Origin of the sequence: Enterobacter cloacae complex sp. SHL022, from assembly GCF_049237785.1 — a bacterium.
GTDB classification, from domain to species: domain Bacteria; phylum Pseudomonadota; class Gammaproteobacteria; order Enterobacterales; family Enterobacteriaceae; genus Enterobacter; species Enterobacter hormaechei_C.
In genome coordinates this window covers 1-21,160 of sequence record NZ_JBMKJH010000005.1, presented here as the reverse complement: position 1 = coordinate 21,160, position 21,160 = coordinate 1, and the positions used below count along the sequence as shown (strand labels likewise).

At 53.3% G+C, this 21,160-nt stretch carries 16 protein-coding genes and 1 pseudogene; 4 read left to right on the top strand and 13 right to left on the bottom strand.

Annotated features, from left to right (window positions below):
• Window positions 1–6: 6 nt before the first annotated feature.
• The 9 genes from lpxK to ACOTZD_RS11315 form a co-directional block, all read right to left on the bottom strand.
• On the bottom strand, window positions 7–984 hold the full coding sequence (gene lpxK, locus ACOTZD_RS11355) for a tetraacyldisaccharide 4'-kinase (RefSeq protein WP_060580024.1): 978 nt from the start codon (window positions 982–984) through the stop codon (window positions 7–9).
• Window positions 981–2,729: a lipid A ABC transporter ATP-binding protein/permease MsbA gene (msbA, locus tag ACOTZD_RS11350; protein ID WP_003858227.1), complete on the bottom strand. Its 1,749-nt coding sequence runs from the start codon at window positions 2,727–2,729 to the stop codon at window positions 981–983. The genes lpxK and msbA overlap by 4 nt, the downstream gene beginning before the upstream one ends.
• Before the next feature lie 36 nt (window positions 2,730–2,765).
• Window positions 2,766–5,030 carry a ComEC family protein gene (locus ACOTZD_RS11345; protein ID WP_174402233.1) on the bottom strand — a complete coding sequence of 755 codons (2,265 nt, stop codon included), beginning with the start codon at window positions 5,028–5,030 and terminating at the stop codon, window positions 2,766–2,768.
• A 213-nt stretch (window positions 5,031–5,243) separates the two neighbouring features.
• A complete protein-coding gene (ihfB, locus tag ACOTZD_RS11340; protein ID WP_003858233.1) occupies window positions 5,244–5,531 on the bottom strand; it encodes an integration host factor subunit beta in 288 nt (95 codons plus the stop codon).
• 170 nt (window positions 5,532–5,701) lie between these two features.
• Window positions 5,702–7,375, bottom strand: a complete 1,674-nt coding sequence (rpsA, locus tag ACOTZD_RS11335; RefSeq protein ID WP_003858235.1) for a 30S ribosomal protein S1 — start codon at window positions 7,373–7,375, stop codon at window positions 5,702–5,704.
• A gap of 111 nt (window positions 7,376–7,486) precedes the next feature.
• Window positions 7,487–8,170 (bottom strand): (d)CMP kinase, encoded by a 684-nt coding sequence (gene cmk, locus ACOTZD_RS11330; RefSeq protein ID WP_003858236.1) that lies wholly within the window; start codon window positions 8,168–8,170, stop codon window positions 7,487–7,489.
• A 185-nt stretch (window positions 8,171–8,355) separates the two neighbouring features.
• Window positions 8,356–9,639: a 3-phosphoshikimate 1-carboxyvinyltransferase gene (gene aroA, locus ACOTZD_RS11325; protein ID WP_003858238.1), complete on the bottom strand. Its 1,284-nt coding sequence runs from the start codon at window positions 9,637–9,639 to the stop codon at window positions 8,356–8,358.
• 68 nt (window positions 9,640–9,707) lie between these two features.
• Window positions 9,708–10,796 carry a 3-phosphoserine/phosphohydroxythreonine transaminase gene (serC, locus tag ACOTZD_RS11320; RefSeq protein WP_003858240.1) on the bottom strand — a complete coding sequence of 363 codons (1,089 nt, stop codon included), beginning with the start codon at window positions 10,794–10,796 and terminating at the stop codon, window positions 9,708–9,710.
• A gap of 162 nt (window positions 10,797–10,958) precedes the next feature.
• Window positions 10,959–11,651, bottom strand: coding sequence for a DUF421 domain-containing protein (locus ACOTZD_RS11315; RefSeq protein WP_003858241.1), 693 nt, complete (start codon window positions 11,649–11,651; stop codon window positions 10,959–10,961).
• Window positions 11,652–11,778: 127 nt separating this feature from the next.
• Between ACOTZD_RS11315 and ycaO the strand changes: the two genes are divergently transcribed.
• From ycaO to pflA, 4 genes are all read left to right on the top strand, one after another.
• Window positions 11,779–13,539 (top strand): 30S ribosomal protein S12 methylthiotransferase accessory factor YcaO, encoded by a 1,761-nt coding sequence (ycaO, locus tag ACOTZD_RS11310; protein WP_174402232.1) that lies wholly within the window; start codon window positions 11,779–11,781, stop codon window positions 13,537–13,539.
• A gap of 405 nt (window positions 13,540–13,944) precedes the next feature.
• The gene (gene focA / locus ACOTZD_RS11305) at window positions 13,945–14,802 is read left to right on the top strand and encodes a formate transporter FocA (protein WP_017384832.1); all 858 of its coding nucleotides are present in this window, start codon (window positions 13,945–13,947) and stop codon (window positions 14,800–14,802) included.
• A gap of 51 nt (window positions 14,803–14,853) precedes the next feature.
• A complete protein-coding gene (pflB, locus tag ACOTZD_RS11300) occupies window positions 14,854–17,136 on the top strand; it encodes a formate C-acetyltransferase (RefSeq protein WP_003858247.1) in 2,283 nt (760 codons plus the stop codon).
• 203 nt (window positions 17,137–17,339) lie between these two features.
• On the top strand, window positions 17,340–18,080 hold the full coding sequence (gene pflA / locus ACOTZD_RS11295) for a pyruvate formate lyase 1-activating protein (protein WP_003858250.1): 741 nt from the start codon (window positions 17,340–17,342) through the stop codon (window positions 18,078–18,080).
• 36 nt (window positions 18,081–18,116) lie between these two features.
• On the opposite strand, the gene ACOTZD_RS11290 is transcribed toward pflA, so the two are convergent.
• The 4 genes and pseudogenes from ACOTZD_RS11290 to ACOTZD_RS11275 all read right to left on the bottom strand — a co-directional run.
• Complete coding sequence (locus ACOTZD_RS11290) at window positions 18,117–18,638, bottom strand: anti-virulence regulator CigR family protein (protein ID WP_022650721.1); 522 nt, start codon at window positions 18,636–18,638, stop codon at window positions 18,117–18,119.
• 123 nt (window positions 18,639–18,761) lie between these two features.
• On the bottom strand, window positions 18,762–19,910 hold the full coding sequence (locus tag ACOTZD_RS11285) for an MFS transporter (protein ID WP_003858254.1): 1,149 nt from the start codon (window positions 19,908–19,910) through the stop codon (window positions 18,762–18,764).
• A 274-nt stretch (window positions 19,911–20,184) separates the two neighbouring features.
• Entirely contained in the window at window positions 20,185–21,048 is an 864-nt protein-coding gene (locus ACOTZD_RS11280; protein ID WP_047654007.1) for a dimethyl sulfoxide reductase anchor subunit family protein, read from the bottom strand.
• 1 nt (window position 21,049) lies between these two features.
• A pseudogene (locus tag ACOTZD_RS11275) lies at window positions 21,050–21,160 on the bottom strand (dimethyl sulfoxide reductase subunit B); the annotation flags it as partial.

Below are 21,160 nucleotides of genomic sequence, written 5' to 3'. Positions count from 1 at the left end.
TAGAAGTTACTGCACTAACGCGAGCAGTTCCTTGAGCAAATGTTCCGGCTGTTCGCCGCTGAGTTCAGCGTCAACCGGCAGATACCACCAGTTTTCTTTCGCAAAGGCCCGGCATTTTACCGCGTCTTTTTCCGTCATGATCAGCGTCTGGCCCGGCGCTGCCAGCCTTTCAACCTCTTCGGCAACTAACGCCTGGTGATCGGCCAGCGGCACCCGTTTTTCCAGCCGCGCGCCGCACTGCTCCAGCGTTGCGAAGAAACGCGGCGGATGACCTATACCGGCCATCGCAACCAGATGTTCCAGTTGCGCGACATCTTTACGCTCGCCGGTCAGCATATTTACGGCCTGTCCGGGACGAAGAAGCATCGGGATTTCGCCCGCTCTGGCTTCACCACCGTTCACAATCACGGCATCGACGGTTTTCAGGCGCGACGCACGCTCGCGCATTGGACCGGCTGGAAGCCACCAGCCGTTGCCAAAACGCCGAACGCCGTCAATGACCACGATCTCTTTATCACGCGCCAGCGCGTAATGCTGCAAACCATCATCGGTAATGATGATTTGTACATCATGCTCCGCAAGCAGTGCCTTCACGGCATCACTGCGCACCGGCGATACCGCAACCGGCGCGCCTGTACGCTGGTAAATCAGTACCGGCTCATCACCGGCTTCAGCGGTTGTCGTAGCTGGGCTCAGCACCAGTGGATACTGCGCCGCTTTACCACCGTAACCGCGTGAGACAACTCCCGGGCGGATACCGCGCCTCTGGAGCTGCTCTACCAGCCAGATCACCACCGGGGTTTTGCCGTTTCCACCCGCCGTCAGGTTGCCGACCACCACTACCGGTACCGGTGCGCGCCAGGCGCGCTTGATCCCAAGGCGGTAAAGCAGACGAATAGCACCGCTCACCAGGCCATACAGCCAGGAGAGCGGGAGAAGCAGCACCCACAGAGGGGATTCACCCGACCAGATGCGTGCAATCATTGACCGAACTGCATTTTATGAAGCTGCGCGTAAACACCACGCTGTTCCAGCAGGTCCGCATGGCTGCCGCGTTCAACGATCACGCCATCTTCCACCACCACGATTTCGTCAGCCTGTTCGATGGTCGACAGACGGTGCGCGATAACCAGCGAGGTACGGTTTTTCTGTAATTCATCCAGAGCAGACTGGATAGCGCGTTCAGATTCCGTATCCAGTGCGGACGTTGCTTCATCGAGGATCAGAATCGGACTGTTGCGCAGCAGCGCACGGGCAATCGCGATACGCTGACGCTGACCACCGGAGAGCAGCACCCCGTTTTCGCCAATGATCGTATCCAGACCGTTATCCATTTTGTTAATGAAGTCCATCGCATAGGCCATACGCGCCGCATTCTCGATCTCTTCACGGCTGTACTCTTCGGTACGGGCATACGCAATGTTGTTCGCCACCGTATCGTTGAACAGATGCACGTTCTGCGAGACCAGCGCGACCTGGTTACGCAGCGACTGGAGGGTATATTCCCGCAGGTCGTGACCATCAAGCAGGATCTCGCCCTGGTCGATATCGTAGAAACGGGTAATCAGGCTGGCAATGGTCGACTTGCCCGAACCGGAACGACCGACCAGCGCGACGGTTTTACCCGCCGGGATGGACAGGCTGATATCACGCAGCGCCGGCACTTCACGGCCTGGATAGGTAAAGGTCACGTTACGGAATTCCAGGTCGCCTTTAGCGCGCTCGATCACGCGTGTACCTTCATCTTTTTCCTGTTCGGAATCGAGGATGCTGAACAGCGTCTGACAGGCTGCCATCCCGCGCTGGAACTGGGCGTTGACGTTAGTCAGCGATTTCAGCGGACGCATCAGCGCAATCATGGATGAGAACACCACGGTAATGGTACCCGCAGTCAGGGTTTCCATTACGCTCGGGAAGCTTGCGGCATACAGGACGAAGGCCAGGGCCAGAGAGGCAATCAGCTGAATGATCGGATCGGAAATCGACGAGGCCGATACCATTTTCATCCCTTGCAGACGCATTCTGTTGCTGACCTTGTCAAAGCGTTTGGTTTCGACTTCCTGACCGCCGAAGATCAACACTTCCTTATGGCCTTTCAGCATCTGCTCGGCGCTGGTAGTCACCTGCCCCATCGTATTCTGCATATTTTTACTGATGTTGCGAAAACGCTTTGATACCACGCGGATCGCGATGGAGACAATCGGCGCCAGCACAATAAGGATCAGCGACAGTTGCCAGCTGTAATAGAACATCATCGCGAACAGGCCGATGATGGATGCGCCTTCACGCACAACGGTAATCAGTGCGCTGGAAGAGGACGACGCAACCTGCTCTGAATCGTAGGTAATACGCGACAGCAGGGTACCGGTTGACTGCTTGTCAAAGAATGAGACCGGCATCCCCATCATATGGCTGAATAACCGACGGCGCATGGTCATCACCACTTTACCGGATACCCAGGAGATGCAGTAGCTGGATACATAGCTGGAGATTCCGCGTAAGATCATCAGCCCAATAACCACCAGCGGCATCCATAGCAGCACTGAACGATCCGTTTTACCGAAACCGTCATCCAGTAACGGTTTGAGAAGCGATAACATAAACGTATCGCTGGCTGCGTTGAGGATTAACGCTACGCCCGCCACGATCAAGCCTGCTTTGAAAGGAGCAATCATCGGCCAGAGCCGGCGGAACGTTTGCCACGTGGAGAGATCTTTGTCGTTATGCATTCAAAAAACCAGCATTTGTTGAAATAGCCGCATATTCTACCCGTTATCTACGGGCGCGCCAAACCACTGATGATACCAACGCGGTAAATAGTGTTCACGTAAGCGGCGAATTTGCCGACTTTGGTGCGAAAACGTCACAGATATCTGTCCGGACTGCGGAGTATCAAGCCAGAGATATCCCTCAGTTCGATAGCGCCTGACTACTTTGATGGAAGGGAAACGCCACGCGTTATAGCGGGCCATCGAGGCCAGCGAAACCTGTCCCTCCACGCGCTGTAGCAGCGGTGTTGAAGATGACGTGTTACTTCCATGATGCGGCACCTGAATCAGTGTAGACGCTAGTTGACGCCAGCGGTGGCTCAGCATTGCCAGTTCTGCCTGCCCTTCAATATCTCCGGTCAGTAAAACGCTTTGTTCGCCGTCATCGATTTTTACCACGCAGGAGCGGTTGTTACCTTTTGCCGAGGTATTTTCGGGTGGCCAGTGCACGGAGAACGTTAAACCCTGCCACTGCCATCGCTCTCCACGAAAGCAAGGAAGATGCCCGGCCCAGGATAAGGGGCTTCTGATCCACATTGCGGGCCAGGCAGCTTTTAGCGATGCCAGTCCCCCCGCGTGGTCGAGATGTTCATGGCTCAGGATCACCCCTTCCGGCCTCAGATGATGCCAGCGTAGCCAGGGGATAATCAGCTGCTGCCCGCTGTCCCCACCGGGCCATGCCAACCCAGTGTCATACAGAATGGCCTTCCCGTGACGCTCAATGACCATCGCCAGCCCCTGCCCTACATCCAGCATATGCAGGGACCAGCTGTCTGTTTTGGCCCTGTGCCAGAGGGGAAATGCCAGCACCACGCTGCCTGCCAGACAGACTGCGGGTACTGCGCTGAAGGCCCTGAATCGCCAGCCAATGATCAGCAGCCATGGCAGTAACGTCAGGTATTGCCAGCGTTCATCAACGTCCTGCCAGCCATTCGGTAAACGCATCAATAGCCAGAAAAGCCCTGCCAGAGATTTATCGGCAGCCAGCCAGACGATACTTTCCAGCGTCGCCACCGGAAACAGATGCAGAAACATGCCGAGCAGGATCAGCGGAACTGAGATAAACGTGACCAGAGGAACGGCAAACAGATTCGCCGCCAGCGAGGAGAGACTGAAACCATGGAAAATCAGCACCTGAAGCGGCAACAGAAGCAGCAGCATACCGACCTGCAAATACAACAGCGTAACCAGCGGCCGCAGGCACCGGCCACGTTGCCAGAGCGGGAGAGGCAACCACTGATACCAAAAAATAAGCGCGGCGACCGCAAACGCTGATAGCGCCAGGCTTTGTGACAGGACCGCCAGTGGATCGAAAACCAAGATCGCCGCCACGCAGGTAAGCCATACCTGCCAGGGCGACCACTGGCGACCGCTCATTTTTAACACCGCCAGTACCACAAGCGCGATAACCGTGCGCAGCGCAGGCGGCTGTAAGCCTGTTAGCCATGCGTAAAACGCGGCAAAAATCAGCCCTGCCAGCAAGGGGATTTGCCAGATAATCCAGCGGCCCGGCAGGAAGAACTGGATGCCTCGCGCCAGAAACCAGATGACAGAAGCGGCCAGCGCAATATGCAATCCCGAGATTGCCATCAGATGCATCGTTCCGGTCTCACGCATCAGGTTTTTTATCTCCCGCGAGACCGACAGCCGCTCCCCCATTCCCAGCCCCAGTATCACGGGTCCCCACTGATATGCTGAAAGCGTACTCTGTAGTGATGTCAGGTACTGCGCACGCAGGCTACAGCCTTCGTCAACGAGCGCCGCATGGGTAAACCGTCCACTCAGCGTCTGATGTCGGGCAAAGGCATTTTTCTGTGAATCATAGCCGCCATCGTTGAGTTCTCCGTGTACCGCCCTGAGCCGCAGGGTCATTGCCCAGCGTTGACCCACGCAGACGTTTTGCGGCAGATAGTTGCCATACAGCGCCACGCCCATGGCAGCCCACACACGTTCTCCATTGAGGCTGACAATCCTTCCCTGATGCATCGTTGCGCCGTCCGTTTCGGTAATGACCACCTCGGCCTGCTGCGGAACTTTCGTTAAATGGTTCATCGGCCACACGCTTTCCTGAGCGGCCAGGATCCCCCAGCACATAAAAAGCAATGCGAGGCCTGAAAACCTGAGCCATTTTCTCTGCTGTACTGATAACGCAATTCCTGCGGCAATCAGCAACCAGACAATATGCAAATCTGGCAAAACGGGTAACCAATAGAGTGGGATTATGGCCAGAATGGCGCACATACTGATAACGTGGATCCCCATCTTCACCTCCATGTTTCAGGCGATTATGCGGCGGGACCTGATGCGTCGTCAGACAGAAAAGGCGTGATTTACAGCGGACGCTGCAACGTTTTTTAGCGTTTACAGTAAAGAGAAAATTTAAATGCGTCGCGTATTCAGAAATGCAGGGGCGGGATACAAAAAAAGCACCCTAAGGTGCTTTCTTTAAACTCAGTTTAACCCTGATGATTAAACTCAGTTACCGTAAATATTGGCGCGATCGCGCAGTTCTTTACCCGGCTTAAAGTGCGGAACATACTTTCCTTCCAGCTCCACTTTATCGCCAGTCTTCGGGTTACGCCCGGTACGTGGTGCACGATAGTGCAGGGAAAAACTACCGAAACCGCGGATTTCAATGCGCTCGCCCTGGGCAAGAGTGGTAGCCATATGCTCCAGCATCTCTTTAACGGCATCTTCCACAGCCTTGGCAGGGATATGCGGTTGCTGACTGGCAAGTCTTTCAATCAATTCTGACTTGGTCATGATTCCTCCGGTTCCTTTCAAACCCATTAGCTGAACAGCTTATTAAACAAGGGCGGCCGTAGCCGCCCTTTGTTATTGATTACAGGACGAATCCTGCAATCTGTCAAGTCTGCTCTCCATCCTTCGCGCTGTAAATGCGTTACAGCTCAAATGATGGTGCGAACCTGAACTTACTCGCCTTTAGCTGCTTTGAAAGCTTCAGCCATTGCGTTGTTAGAGAAGTTTGCATCTTCCTGTTTGTTCACAGTTGCGATTGCATCTTTCTCATCAGCTTCGTCTTTAGCACGAACAGACAGGCTGATTGCACGGTTCTTACGGTCAACACCGGTGAACTTAGCTTCAACGTCGTCACCAACGCTCAGAACCAGAGTTGCATCTTCAACGCGGTCACGTGAAGCTTCGGAAGCGCGCAGGTAACCTTCAACGCCGTCAGCCAGTTCTACGGTTGCGCCTTTAGCGTCAACAGCAGTCACTTTACCGTTTACGATTGCGCCTTTCTTGTTCAGTGCAACCCAGTTGTTGAACGGATCTTCTGCAAGCTGTTTAACGCCCAGGGAGATACGCTCACGCTCTGCGTCAACTTGCAGAACAACTGCTGCGATTTCGTCGCCTTTTTTGTATTCACGAACTGCTTCTTCGCCTGCAACGTTCCAGGAGATGTCAGACAGGTGAACCAGGCCATCGATGCCGCCGTCCAGGCCGATGAAGATACCGAAGTCAGTGATAGACTTGATTTTACCTTCAACACGGTCACCCTTGTTGTGGGTTTCCGCGAACTGCTGCCATGGGTTGTTTTTGCACTGCTTCAGGCCCAGGGAGATACGACGACGTTCTTCGTCGATATCCAGAACCATCACTTCCACTACATCACCAACGTTAACAACTTTGGATGGGTGGATGTTTTTGTTGGTCCAGTCCATTTCGGAAACGTGCACCAGACCTTCAACGCCTTCTTCGATTTCAACGAAGCAGCCGTAGTCAGTCAGGTTGGTTACGCGACCAGTCAGTTTAGTACCTTCTGGGTAACGCTTAGCGATAGCTACCCATGGATCTTCGCCCAGCTGTTTCAGGCCGAGGGATACACGAGTACGCTCGCGGTCGAACTTCAGCACTTTAACAGTGATTTCGTCGCCCACGTTCACGATTTCGCTTGGGTGCTTAACGCGTTTCCACGCCATGTCGGTGATGTGCAGCAGGCCATCAACGCCGCCCAGGTCAACGAATGCGCCGTAGTCAGTGAGGTTCTTAACGATACCTTTGACTTCCATGCCTTCCTGCAGGTTTTCCAGCAGCTGATCGCGTTCTGCGCTGTTTTCGGATTCGATAACGGCACGACGGGAAACAACAACGTTGTTACGCTTCTGGTCCAGCTTGATTACTTTGAACTCAAGCTCTTTGCCTTCGAGGTGCAGGGTGTCACGGACTGGACGAACGTCTACCAGAGAACCTGGCAGGAACGCACGAATACCATTCAGCTCAACAGTGAAGCCACCTTTAACTTTGCCGTTGATAACACCGACCACAGTTTCAGCTTCTTCGTAAGCTTTTTCCAGCGTGATCCATGCTTCGTGACGTTTAGCTTTCTCACGAGACAGCAGGGTTTCGCCGAAGCCGTCTTCTACTGCGTCCAGAGCAACGTCAACTTCGTCACCTACCTGGATTTCCAGCTCGCCCTGGGCGTTTTTGAACTGCTCAGCCGGGATGGCAGACTCAGATTTCAGACCGGCGTCAACCAGTACAACGTCTTTGTCGATAGCAACAACAACGCCACGAACGATGGAACCCGGACGGGTTTCGATTTCTTTTAAGGATTCTTCAAACAGTTGAGCAAAAGATTCAGTCATGTTTAATCTTCAGGTTAATATTAACGTCCACCTGGCTCCGTGCCGGATGGGGTTGTTTCACATACCCGCCGTCAATCCATTGCAGCGGGGGTACTGCTAAATCGGTCGCGATTACGCGAGTGCCAGTTTTTGGCGCGCATATTGTAGCGCTTTTTCAATCACTTGCTCAATAGTTAAACTGGTTGAATCCAGCACTAATGCGTCTTGCGCGGGAACAAGTGGTGCGACGGCGCGGTTACGATCGCGGTCATCGCGCTCTTTTATCTCGGATAAAAGGCGATCAAAGTTAACACTAAACCCCTTTTCCTGCAACTGAAGCATGCGGCGATGGGCACGTTCTTCTGAAGAGGCGTCAAGGAAAATTTTCACTGGCGCATCAGGGAATACCACGGTTCCCATGTCGCGGCCGTCGGCGATCAGCCCCGGCGCTTCACGGAAACCGCGCTGGCGACGTAACAGCGCTTCACGAACGCGTGGGAAAGCCGCCACCTGAGAGGCCGCATTGGCCACTTCCTGGGTACGGATTTCACCGCTGACATCTTCCCCTTCCAGGATCACTTCAAGGTTGCCATCGGTCGAGACAAAGCGCACATCCAGATGCGCAGCCAGCGGTACCAGCGCTTCTTCAGACGCAACATCCACATGATGATGCAGCGCAGCCAGCGCCAGCACGCGATAGATTGCTCCCGAATCTAAAAGATGCCATTGCAATGCTTCCGCCATCGCTTTGCACAGAGTACCTTTCCCTGCGCCACTTGGCCCATCAATGGTGATTACCGGGGCAATTGCCGTCATCTTTTTCTCCTTAATTAAGGCATACCGTTTACATGAACGCCGCGCATTATACGCGCCAACGTGCGCAACTGTTACCTTTGCGTGCAAATTACGGAATGATTGAAGCAGAGTGTAGAAGAAATGAAAGAGGATGAGTGTCAGAAAGCGTAAGGAAATGCCGCATCAGGTGATGCGGCATACGATCATCAGGCCAGGGTGCTAATGCGCGTCAGCTGTTCGAAGTAGTCCGGGAACGTTTTTGCCGTACACTTCGGATCAAGGATAGTGACTGGCGTATCTGACAACGCCACCAGCGAGAAACACATCGCCATGCGGTGATCGTTGTAGGTGCCAATTTCTGCAAATTGCAGTTTTGCCGGCGGCGTGACGCGAATGTAGTCTTCGCCCTCTTCTACCTCGGCCCCCACTTTACGCAGCTCGGTTGCCATCGCGAACAGGCGGTCCGTCTCTTTCACACGCCAGTTGTAAATGTTTCGCAGCGTGGTGGTGCCTTTCGCAAACAGCGCAGCGGTAGCAATGGTCATCGCCGCATCCGGAATATGGTTCATATCCATATCAATGGCGTTCAGCTCACCGTGGGTACAGGAGATGAAGTCATCGCCCCAGGTCACCACCGCGCCCATTTTTTCCAGCACGTCAGCAAAACGGATATCGCCCTGCACGCTGTTGCGGCCAATGCCCGTCACTTTTACCGTACCGCCTTTAATCGCACCTGCGGCAAGGAAATAGGAGGCGGAGGAAGCATCGCCTTCAACCAGGTAGTGGCCCGGGGACTGATACTGCTGCGCTCCGCGCACCACGAAGCGCTGATAAGACTGGTTTTCCACCTCAACACCAAAGGTGTTCATCAGGTGCAGGGTAATATCAATGTACGGCTTAGAAACCAGGTCGCCTTTAATGCTGATGACGGTGTCCTGTGGTGCCAGCGGTGCGGTCATCAGCAGCGCGGTCAGGAACTGGCTGGAAACGCTACCGTCAACCTCTACATTGCCGCCAGTGAATCCCCCGCGCAGACGCAGGGGCGGGTAATTTTCCTGCTCAAGATAATCAATCTGCGCGCCGCCCTGGCGCAGGGCATCCACCAGATGGCCGATCGGACGCTCTTTCATTCGCGGCTCACCGGTCAGCACAATATCGTTACTCCCCAGACACAGCGCAGCGGCCAGAGGACGCATCGCGGTACCGGCGTTACCCAGGAAAAGCTCCAGCGCTTCAGCAGAATGTAACGCGCCGCCGTTACCGGTGACTTCACAACGGGTACGATCGTCAGACAGCGCGTACTGAACGCCCAACGCTTTCAGTGCATTGAGCATATGGCGCACGTCATCGCTGTCCAGCAGATTAGTGAGGACGGTGGTGCCGTTTGCCAGAGCTGCCAGCAGCAGAGCGCGGTTCGAGACACTTTTTGAACCAGGCAGATTAATGGTGCCATCTACCCGCGCGATAGGTTGTAACGTCAGGGATTCCATGAAACTCAACTCTCAACTCAACATAATAAAAACCCCGCAGGAACGCTGCGGGGGTGAAAAACAGCCAATTAACCGTGACGACGTTCGAAGTCGATCATGAAATCAGTCAGGGCTTTAACGCCTTCCAGCGGCATGGCGTTATAGATAGAGGCGCGCATCCCGCCTACCACACGGTGGCCTTTCAGCGCATGCAGACCCGCCGCGAAGGACTCTTCAAGGAACACGTTATCCAGGTTGCTGTCCGCCAGCTGGAACGGCACGTTCATGCGCGAACGGTTAGTTTTGGCGACATCGTTACGGTAGAAATCGCTCTTGTCGATCACGCCGTACAGCAGTTCAGCCTTTTGCTGATTGATCTTATCCATCTGCGCCACACCGCCTTTTAGCTTCAGCCATTTGAAGACCAGGCCGGAGAGATACCAGGCAAACGTTGGTGGGGTGTTGAACATGGAATCGTTGTCGTTCAGGACGGTGTAATCCAGAATTGACGGGCAAGACTTATGGGCTTTCCCCAGCAGGTCTTCACGCACGATAACGATTGTCAGGCCCGCAGGACCGATGTTTTTCTGGGCACCCGCGTAGATGACGCCGTAGCGGCTGACATCCAGCGGGGTGGACAGAATGGTTGAAGAGAGGTCCGCCGTCACAATGACATTTTCGCCAAAGTCTGGCTCTTCGTGAATGGCAATACCGTCGATGGTTTCGTTCGGGCAGTAGTGAAGATACGCGGCGTTGTCAGAAAGCTGCCACTCACTCATCGGCTTCACGGCGCGCAGACCGTCAACGGTCACTTTGGCATCGATGACATTCGGCGTGCAATATTTATGCGCTTCTTTTACCGCACTGGCCGCCCAGTAGCCCGCATCAACGTAATCAGCGGTGGTTTTGTCGCCCAGCAGATTGAGCGGGATACCCGCAAACTGGCCGCGTCCACCGCCGTGACAGAACAATACTTTGTAGTTCGAGGGAATGTTCAGCAGATCGCGAAAATCCTTTTCTGCCTCTTCCGCCACCTTAATAAACGCTTTACCCCGGTGGCTGACTTCCATCACCGACGTACCCAGACCGTTCCAGTCACACAGCTCCTGTTGAGCCTGTTTGAGCACATCTGTCGGTAACATTGCCGGACCTGAACTGAAATTAAAGACTTGAGCCATTTCCCCTCACCACGCTAAAAGCCATAAGTTATAACTGTGGATATCGGTTTTATCATTCAGTGACACGCGCCGCAATGTCTAAAACTGATGGCCGAAGAAATGTGCCCCTCGTCACACAAAACAATCTGCCGTACCGTTGTCACAAAACCGACAAAATCGCTGTCAGGTGATGCGTTTAGCCCGGCTAACCTTCGTCCATTCTGGATTCGTACAGCGGGGGCATAATTGATGATCGCCCGCCTGCATGACCACCACATGACTACATTTTATGCAGGCATACTCCCCCGCTTCAGGTACAGTTTTGTATCGCTCGATGAGCATATCCGGCAGGATGCACAGACCGGGCTTCACCTCATCGTCGGGATAGTAATAAACGCTGATTTGACCATTCGTTTCCATAATCGCCAGACGCACCTGCCCCAGTTGCTCAACACTGCTCAGACGGAGTTCCATAAAGAACTCAAACTCCGTCATATTGGCGCTTTGCACATTCTCCCAGGCCAGTTGACCATCTTCGACAATCACCACCGGCTTCCCTTCGAGCAGATCTTCAAGTTTCTCACTTTTCGACATCAGCCACATGACCAGCCGGTACAGCAGTGCAAGCGTCACAAAGACGATAAAGACCGGCACCATCGGCACATCGTCATAAAAGGCAACGTCCCCTGCCGCCGACCCCAGCGTCAGGATAATCAGTACTTCAAACAGCGACATCTGCCGCACGCCGCGACGTCCGGTGATTTTCAGAAACAGGAAGACGAGTACAAAGGTGTAAAGGCTACGCAACGCCACTTCGCCTAAAAACTCAGGCGGGACTTTATCAAACGCCATCCGCTGGAGATCAAATGCTTTCATTTTTCTATGCCTTAACAGTAGGTTACTGCTTATAAGCATAGCCCAGCCATTTATTTTCGCCGGAGATAGCACCCGTCACGCAAAACCCGTATCATTGCGCGCTTTACGTACGATAAAAGTGAACGCCATGACTCAAACGTTTATCCCCGGCAAAGACGCCGCTCTGGAAGATTCCATCGCTCGCTTCCAGCAGAAACTGACCGACCTGGGCTTTAATATCGAAGAAGCCTCCTGGCTGAATCCGGTGCCTCACGTCTGGTCCGTGCATATTCGCGACAAAGACTGTGCGCTGTGCTTTACCAACGGTAAAGGCGCGACCAAAAAAGCGGCGCTGGCCTCTGCGCTGGGTGAGTATTTTGAGCGTCTGTCCACCAACTACTTCTTCGCCGACTTCTGGCTGGGCGAAACCATCGCCAACGGCCCGTTCGTTCACTATCCGAACGAAAAATGGTTCCCGCTGACCGAAGACGATGAACTGCCGGAAGGAATTCTCGACGCGCGCCTGCGTGCCTTCTACGATCCGGAAAACGAACTGACCGCCAGCATGCTGATCGATCTGCAGTCCGGTAACGACGATCGCGGTATTTGCGCCCTGCCGTTTACCCGTCAGTCTGACGAGCAGACCGTCTATATCCCGATGAACATCGTCGGCAACCTGTATGTGTCTAACGGCATGTCCGCCGGTAACACCCGCAATGAAGCGCGCGTGCAGGGGCTGTCTGAAGTCTTCGAGCGTCATATCAAAAACCGCATTATTGCCGAATCCATCAGCCTGCCTGAAATTCCGGCAGAGGTGCTGGCGCGCTACCCGGGCGTGGTGGAATCCATCGCCAAGCTGGAAGCAGAAGGTTTCCCAATCTTTGCGTATGACGGCTCGCTGGGCGGCAAGTATCCAGTGATCTGCGTCGTGCTGTTCAACCCGGCCAACGGCACCTGCTTCGCCTCCTTCGGCGCGCACCCTGACTTCGGCGTGGCGCTGGAGCGTACCGTGACCGAACTGCTGCAAGGTCGTAGCCTGAAAGATCTCGACGTGTTTACGCCGCCGACCTTTGATGACGAAGAGGTCGCCGAGCACACCAACCTCGAAACGCACTTCATCGACTCCAGCGGTTTGATCTCCTGGGATATGTTCAAACAGGACGCGGACTATCCGTTCGTGGACTGGAGCTTTGCCGGTACGACGGAAGAAGAGTTCGCCACCCTGATGGCGATCTTCCACGCGGAAGATCAGGAAGTCTACATTGCCGACTATGAACATCTCGGCGTTTACGCGTGCCGTATTATTGTGCCAGGTATGTCGGACATTTATCCGGCAGAAGATCTGTGGCTGGCAAACAACAGCATGGGCGCGCATCTGCGTGAAACCCTGCTGGCCCTGCCGGGCAGCGAGTGGGATAAAGAAGATTATCTGAACCTGATCGCCCAGCTGGACGAAGAAGGACACGATGATTTCACCCGCGTACGCGAACTGCTGGGTCTGGCGACCGGAAAAGATAACGGCTGGTACACCCTGCGCATCGGCGAGCTGAAAGCGATGCTGGCGCTGGCGGGCGGCGATCTGGATCAGGCTTTGGCCTGGACCGAGTGGACGATGGAGTTTAACCAGTCCGTCTTCTCCGCCGAGCGCACTAATTATTACCGTTGCCTGCAAACGCTGCTCCTGCTTTCTCAGGAAGACGACCGCCAGCCATTGCAGTATCTGAACGCCTTTGTGCGTATGTACGGTGCGGATGCCGTTGAAGCTGCCAGCGCGGCGCTGAGCGGTGAAGAACCATTCTACGGCCTGCAAGCGGTTGACAGCGATCTGCAAGCCTTCCCGGCGCATCAGTCACTGCTGAATGCGTATGAAAAATTGCAGAAGGCAAAAGCCGCTTACTGGTCAAAATAAGCGCATATAACATTAATGGCTGTAGGCGTATTCAATCGCCTGAGCTATATTACGGGGCAATTTCATTGCCCCTTTTTTTTATTTTTCCGCAATGACTTTTAATTGTAATAATTAAGTTAACCACGGGTAAATATAAAAACGCTTACCTGAGCTTTACTGTTACTAATTATAATAAATACTCCATTTTAATTAACTGTTCCATGGGAGGCTGAAGGAAAAAATTCAACTCTTTTCATAACTTTTAAAATTTATTTTTATACGGATAATCAAATACTTACTCCGCTTTTGCTGTAAAACCATACACACTGCGGGCCTATAAGCCAGGCGAGATATGATCTATATCAATTTCTCTTCTATAATGCTTTGTTAGTATCTCGTCGCCGACTTAATAAAGAGAGAGTTAGTGTGAAAGCTGACAACCCTTTTGATCTATTACTCCCCGCTGCGATGGCGAAAGTTGCCGAAGAAGCGGGTGTCTACAAAGCCACGAAACATCCGATGACGACGTTCTTTCTGGCCATTACGGCTGGGGTGTTCATCTCCATCGCTTTCGTCTTCTATATCACAGCCACCACCGGCACGGCCGGGATGCCTTTCGGCATAGCGAAACTGATTGGTGGTATTTGCTTCTCACTGGGCCTGATTCTCTGCGTCATCTGCGGCGCCGACCTCTTCACCTCAACGGTGCTGATTGTTGTGGCAAAAGCCAGCGGAAGAATTACCTGGGGTCAACTGGGTCGCAACTGGCTCAACGTTTACGTTGGCAACCTGATTGGCTGTCTGCTCTTTGTTCTGTTGATGTGGCTCTCTGGCGAGTATATGACCGCCAACGGCGGCTGGGGGCTTAACGTCCTGCAAACCGCCGACCACAAAATGCACCATACATTTATCGAAGCCGTTGCTCTCGGCATCCTCGCAAACCTGATGGTCTGCCTGGCGGTCTGGATGAGCTACTCTGGTCGTAGCCTGATGGATAAAGCCATGATTATGGTTCTGCCGGTTGCGATGTTTGTTGCCAGCGGCTTTGAGCACAGTATTGCGAATATGTTCATGATCCCGATGGGGATTGTTATCCGCAACTTTGCAAGCCCGGAGTTCTGGACTGCTGTAGGTTCAACCCCGGAAAGTTTTTCACACCTGACGATTATGAACTTCATTACTGATAACCTGATCCCCGTCACTATCGGGAACATTATCGGTGGGGGTCTGTTAGTTGGGTTGACATACTGGGTCATTTACCTGCGTGGCGGCGATCATCATTAATGGTTGTCTCAGGCAGTAAATAAAAAATCCACTTAAGAAGGTAGGTGTTACATGTCCGAGCTTAATGAAAAGTTAGCCACAGCCTGGGAAGGTTTTACGAAAGGTGACTGGCAGAATGAAGTCAACGTCCGTGACTTTATTCAGAAAAACTATACCCCGTATGAAGGTGACGAATCCTTCCTGGCTGGTGCGACTGACGCAACCACCAAGCTGTGGGACAGCGTAATGGAAGGCGTTAAACTGGAAAACCGCACTCACGCGCCAGTTGATTTTGACACCTCCGTTGCTTCTACCATCACTTCTCACGATGCTGGCTACATCAATAAAGCCCTTGAGAAAATTGTTGGTCTGCAAACTGAAGCACCACTGAAACGCGCAATCATCCCGTTCGGTGGTATCAAAATGGTTGAAGGTTCCTGCAAAGCGTATAATCGCGAGCTGGACCCAATGCTGAAAAAAATCTTCACCGAATACCGCAAAACCCATAACCAGGGCGTATTCGATGTTTACACCAAAGACATTCTGAACTGCCGTAAATCTGGCGTTCTGACCGGTCTGCCAGATGCCTATGGCCGTGGCCGTATCATCGGTGACTACCGTCGCGTTGCGCTGTACGGTATCGACTTCCTGATGAAAGACAAATACGCGCAGTTCGTCTCTCTCCAGTCTGACCTGGAAAACGGCGTAAACCTGGAAGCGACTATCCGTCTGCGTGAAGAGATCGCTGAACAGCACCGTGCGCTGGGTCAGATCAAAGAGATGGCGGCTAAATACGGCTGCGATATCTCTGGTCCTGCTACCAACGCTCAGGAAGCTATCCAGTGGACCTACTTCGGCTACCTGGCCGCAGTTAAGTCTCAGAACGGTGCAGCAATGTCCTTCGGCCGCGTATCCACCTTCCTGGATGCGTACATCGAACGTGACCTGAAAGCAGGCAAAATCACCGAACAAGACGCTCAGGAAATGATTGACCACCTGGTCATGAAACTGCGTATGGTTCGCTTCCTGCGTACCCCAGAATATGATGAGCTGTTCTCTGGTGACCCCATCTGGGCAACCGAATCTATCGGCGGTATGGGCGTAGATGGCCGTACTCTGGTAACCAAAAACAGCTTCCGCTTCCTGAACACCCTGTACACCATGGGTCCTTCTCCGGAGCCGAACATCACCGTTCTGTGGTCTGAAAAACTGCCTCTGAACTTCAAGAAATTCGCCGCTAAAGTGTCCATCGACACCTCTTCTCTGCAATATGAGAACGATGACCTGATGCGTCCTGACTTCAACAACGATGACTACGCTATCGCTTGCTGCGTAAGTCCAATGGTTGTTGGTAAGCAAATGCAGTTCTTCGGTGCGCGTGCAAACCTGGCGAAAACCATGCTGTACGCAATCAACGGCGGCGTTGATGAAAAACTGAAAATGCAGGTTGGTCCTAAGTCTGAACCGATCAAAGGCGACGTGCTGAACTATGACGAAGTCATGGACCGCATGGATCACTTCATGGACTGGCTGGCTAAACAGTACGTGACCGCGCTGAATGTTATCCACTACATGCACGACAAGTACAGCTACGAAGCCTCTCTGATGGCGCTGCATGACCGTGACGTCGTTCGCACCATGGCATGTGGTATCGCAGGTCTGTCCGTTGCGGCTGACTCCCTGTCTGCAATCAAATATGCGAAAGTTAAACCAATTCGTGACGAAGATGGTCTGGCTATCGACTTCGAAATCGAAGGCGAATATCCGCAGTTTGGTAACAACGACGCTCGCGTTGATGACATGGCGGTTGACCTGGTAGAACGTTTCATGAAGAAAATTCAGAAACTCACTACCTATCGTAACGCTATCCCGACTCAGTCTGTTCTGACCATCACCTCTAACGTTGTGTATGGTAAGAAAACCGGTAACACCCCAGACGGTCGTCGTGCTGGCGCGCCATTCGGCCCAGGTGCTAACCCAATGCACGGTCGTGACCAGAAAGGTGCGGTTGCCTCTCTGACCTCCGTTGCTAAACTGCCGTTTGCTTACGCGAAAGATGGTATCTCTTACACCTTCTCTATCGTGCCAAACGCGCTGGGTAAAGACGACGAAGTGCGTAAAACTAACCTCGCGGGTCTGATGGATGGTTACTTCCACCACGAAGCGTCCATCGAAGGTGGTCAGCACCTGAACGTGAACGTGATGAACCGTGAAATGCTGCTCGATGCGATGGAACACCCTGAGAAATATCCTCAGCTGACCATCCGCGTATCTGGCTACGCAGTACGTTTTAACTCCCTGACGAAAGAACAGCAGCAGGACGTTATTACCCGTACTTTCACTCAGTCCATGTAAGTGGAATTGACTGAAATCACGCGTTAAAAAGCGTACAATAAAGGCTCCACGCAAGTGGGGCCTTTTTAACACCCTCGCTTCATCAGTCTCTTTTGTCCGCTATCTATACTTAATGGATAACAGCCAAAACAGACTCGACATAGCCTTTGAGCTGTGCATCTACATAGGCCCCCGGATGGGCCAAATTCGGAGATATCACCGCAATGTCAATTATTGGTCGTATTCACTCCTTTGAATCCTGTGGCACCGTCGATGGCCCGGGGATCCGCTTTATCACTTTCTTCCAGGGCTGCCTGATGCGCTGCCTGTACTGCCATAACCGTGACACCTGGGACACCCATGGAGGTAAAGAAGTCACCGTAGAAGATCTGATGAAAGAGGTGGTGACCTATCGCCACTTTATGAACGCGTCCGGCGGTGGCGTGACGGCATCCGGCGGTGAAGCCATTCTTCAGGCTGAATTTGTGCGCGACTGGTTCCGCGCCTGCCACAAAGAAGGCATTCATACCTGCCTCGACACCAACGGCTTTGTGCGCCGTTACGATCCAGTTATTGATGAACTGCTTGAAGTGACCGATCTGGTCATGCTCGATCTCAAGCAGATGAACGATGAGATCCACCAGAATCTGGTTGGCGTCTCGAACCACCGTACCCTGGAATTTGCCAAATACATTGCCAACAAAGGCGTCAAGACCTGGATCCGCTACGTGGTGGTGCCGGGCTGGTCAGATGATGATGACTCTGCACATCGTCTGGGTGAATTTACCCGGGATATGGGTAACGTGGAGAAAATCGAACTCCTGCCCTATCACGAGCTGGGTAAACATAAATGGGTGGCGATGGGTGAAGAGTACAAGCTCGATGGCGTGAAGCCGCCAAAAAAAGAGACGATGGAGCGCGTCAAAGGTATTCTTGAGCAGTATGGCCACAAGGTCATGTATTAACGAAAAGGCCCGGTGAAAATCGGGCCTTTTTATATTCTATTTAAAGACGCCGTTAATAACGGAAGTCACAATCGCTGTACTCAGCGCAATTAAGACCAGGTCGTCACCTACCACGCGCCATTCATAGCCCGGATAGGAAGGAAGCTGACCCAGCATATCGGCTGGCACGGTTTTCTTCGCAATGCCCGGAGGCAGTGGCTTACCGCGCGCCAGGTTTTTCGCAATACCCGGAGGCAGAGAGTCGTAGCCCGTTAAGCCGTAATTCAGGGCCAGATGGCGGGCATGATCGAAGCTTACGCGAGCATCCACATCATTACCGACATCTTTGCTGTTTTTAAAGCTCTTATCCGATTTCCCAGGGTTATCCTGACCGTTATTGTGCTTATTACCATGGTTACCAGAGTTCCCGTTACCATGATTGCCGCTATTACCTTGTCCGCCACCGTTTCCGTGACCACCGCCATTCCCGTTACCAGGATTAGCCATGGCCGGAGCCGTTGCAAACGTTAAAGCCAACACTACGGCAAGTGCGGTAGTGGAAAAACGACGAGTAGACATGATGGCTGCCTTTTAGTGGGAGAACTCATTGGAATTATCGCCAGGCAGTAAAAACTCACAATCAGTAAAAGTCTTATATGTGACAGGGACAAAAAAGCCTGTCATCGACAGGCTTTTAATAAATCAGGCATGGGCCACTGGCGTTGGATGTTCGCCCACTTTGCGCAGCAGCATTAGCAGATAAATAAACGACACGCTGGCGATCATGATAAACAGCAGATTATCAGAATAATTTTGCATGAGCATAGCGGTAAAAGTCGGCCCCAGTAAACTGCCGATGGTGTAACTCAGCAACAAAGCCTGGTTCATCGCCACCAACTGGTGATGCTCAACTTTCTCACAGGCCCACGCCATCGCGACTGGATAGAGCGTAAAGCCCGCAGCCCCCAGAATGAACAGCGCGGGCGCCATCGCGGCGTTGCTGAGCATGGCGAGACAGCCCATGATGACCACGAAGACCTGAACGCGCAGCACCAGCAGACGACCAAAGCGGTCCGCCAGGCGGCCAATCGGCCACTGGCCGACAATCCCCGCGCTGACCATCACCGCCATCCAGAAACCGATCCCGGAATCACTGACGCCCTGATGGTTAAGATAGAGCGGCATCAGGCCATAGAGCGAGCCCAGCACAATCCCGGAAATAATGCAGCCGTTAACCCCCAGACGCGCCTGGCGCAGTCTCAGCATCGGCCAGACGTGGGTGGCTTCCTGATGTTCGCTGTTTTGATTCACAATACGGGTAAAGAGCAGCGGCAGGATCGCCGCCAGCACCATGCCCGTCACCCACGGCAGCACGCTCATCAGGTCGGTTGGCAGTTTGCTGACCATCAGCTGTCCCAGAACGGTACCGACGTAGTAAACCATCATATAGGCCGCCAGCAGACGCCCGCGATTACGGGACGTGCCGCTGCACATCAGCGCACTTTCAACCACCACCCAGATCATGGCGCAGCCGACGCCCGCAATAAAGCGCCAGACCATCCAGCTCCAGAAGCCGACCATAAGGCCTAAACCGGCGCAGCCGACGGCAAAGATCAGCGACGCCAGATAATAACTGCGGTTAAAACCAAAGCGCTTAATAAGGCTGCCCGTTAATAAGGTGCCCAGCAGATTGCCCGTAAAAAAGGACGAGCTAACCATACCCACCTGCCAGGTCGGTAAGTTTTCATGGGCGAGCCATAGCGGGACGAGTGTGTTTAACACCGCGATCGCCAGGGTCAGCAAAAGCAGGCCACAGAGCAACAAAAGCACCGGGCGGGTATAGGTGGTCATGGATTAAAAACCGTGAGGAAGTTCAGATTTCGTGCGCATCATGCCACTGGCAAAAACAAAGTCAATCCACCGATTCAGGCGTCACGCACGTTATGCGCCTTGTCGATTTAAAAAACTCATCCTGCTAATGCAAAGCCTGCTACTGATATTAATTATCTATTTGTTTTTATTTATTTCCGGGAATTTTTACAACGAAACATCAGTCGAAAAATTTCATGAATGAAAAAAGAAAAGCCGGGCGCTATGTCCCGGCTTTTTATAACAAAATCTAAAATTAGCTGGCGATAGCCAGACCGACCGTCATATGCAGACCATAAAATACGCCGCGACCAATTAACTCCCCTGCCAGCACCAGTACAAAGGCCAGGGACAGTAACGGCAGCGCAGGCGAGTAACCTTTAAGCTGAGGGGCAATCCAGCACACCAGCGCAGCCGTCAGCAGCACCACACGCCAGGCCATCAGCGAACCGTAATCCGGCACCAGCGCCGAAGCCTGCTGGATAGAGCTGTGAATGGTCGCCAGCTCCGCTCCCTGCATGAGCGCGACAACGGTACTGATTACCAGCGCCAGCAGCGAGACCGCGGGCAGCAGGCGCATCGCCCAACCATTAATGCCAGCCACGCGCAGCAGCAGATAACCCAGCAGGGGCCCGCCAATAAACATGGTCAGGAAGAAGCTCATCGGCGTCCAGACGCTGTACCAGGTTGTAACCGTATCAATGGTGTTGTACACCCTGACCATCATCCAGACGAAGACAACGCCCAGTACCATGGTGACGATGAGCCACAACGCGCGTAACCCTGACGGCAGCTTTTTCACCGCTGCCAGTAACCACCCCAGCCCGCCAACGGCAAAGAAGATTGCGCCGCTGGCAATCTCGTTACTCAGCGAAGAGGCACCTACGCGGTTCAGGGAGTTAAACGCGCGCATCGGTGAGCCCAGGTGCAGCGTAGAGGCGATAAACCCAATGCCCATCAACACCCACAGGCCAAACATGCTTAACACTAAACGCTGCTGCTGTTCAGTATTGAGGTTCCCTTTTAACAGCGCCAGCGCAAGAACGATAAACCCGCCCGCCACGCACTGCCCAAAGACCGTGAAGATCATCAGCGGCCATTCATGCCATCCACTTCCCATCTCACACCTCCTTCGGGTTTGCCAGGTAGCCGGTGGTGTCCCCCGTCGGACGGCTGTTGGCGTTAGGTTTAATCACAATACTCGGCTTTGTGAAGTGCGCAGACGGCAGCGG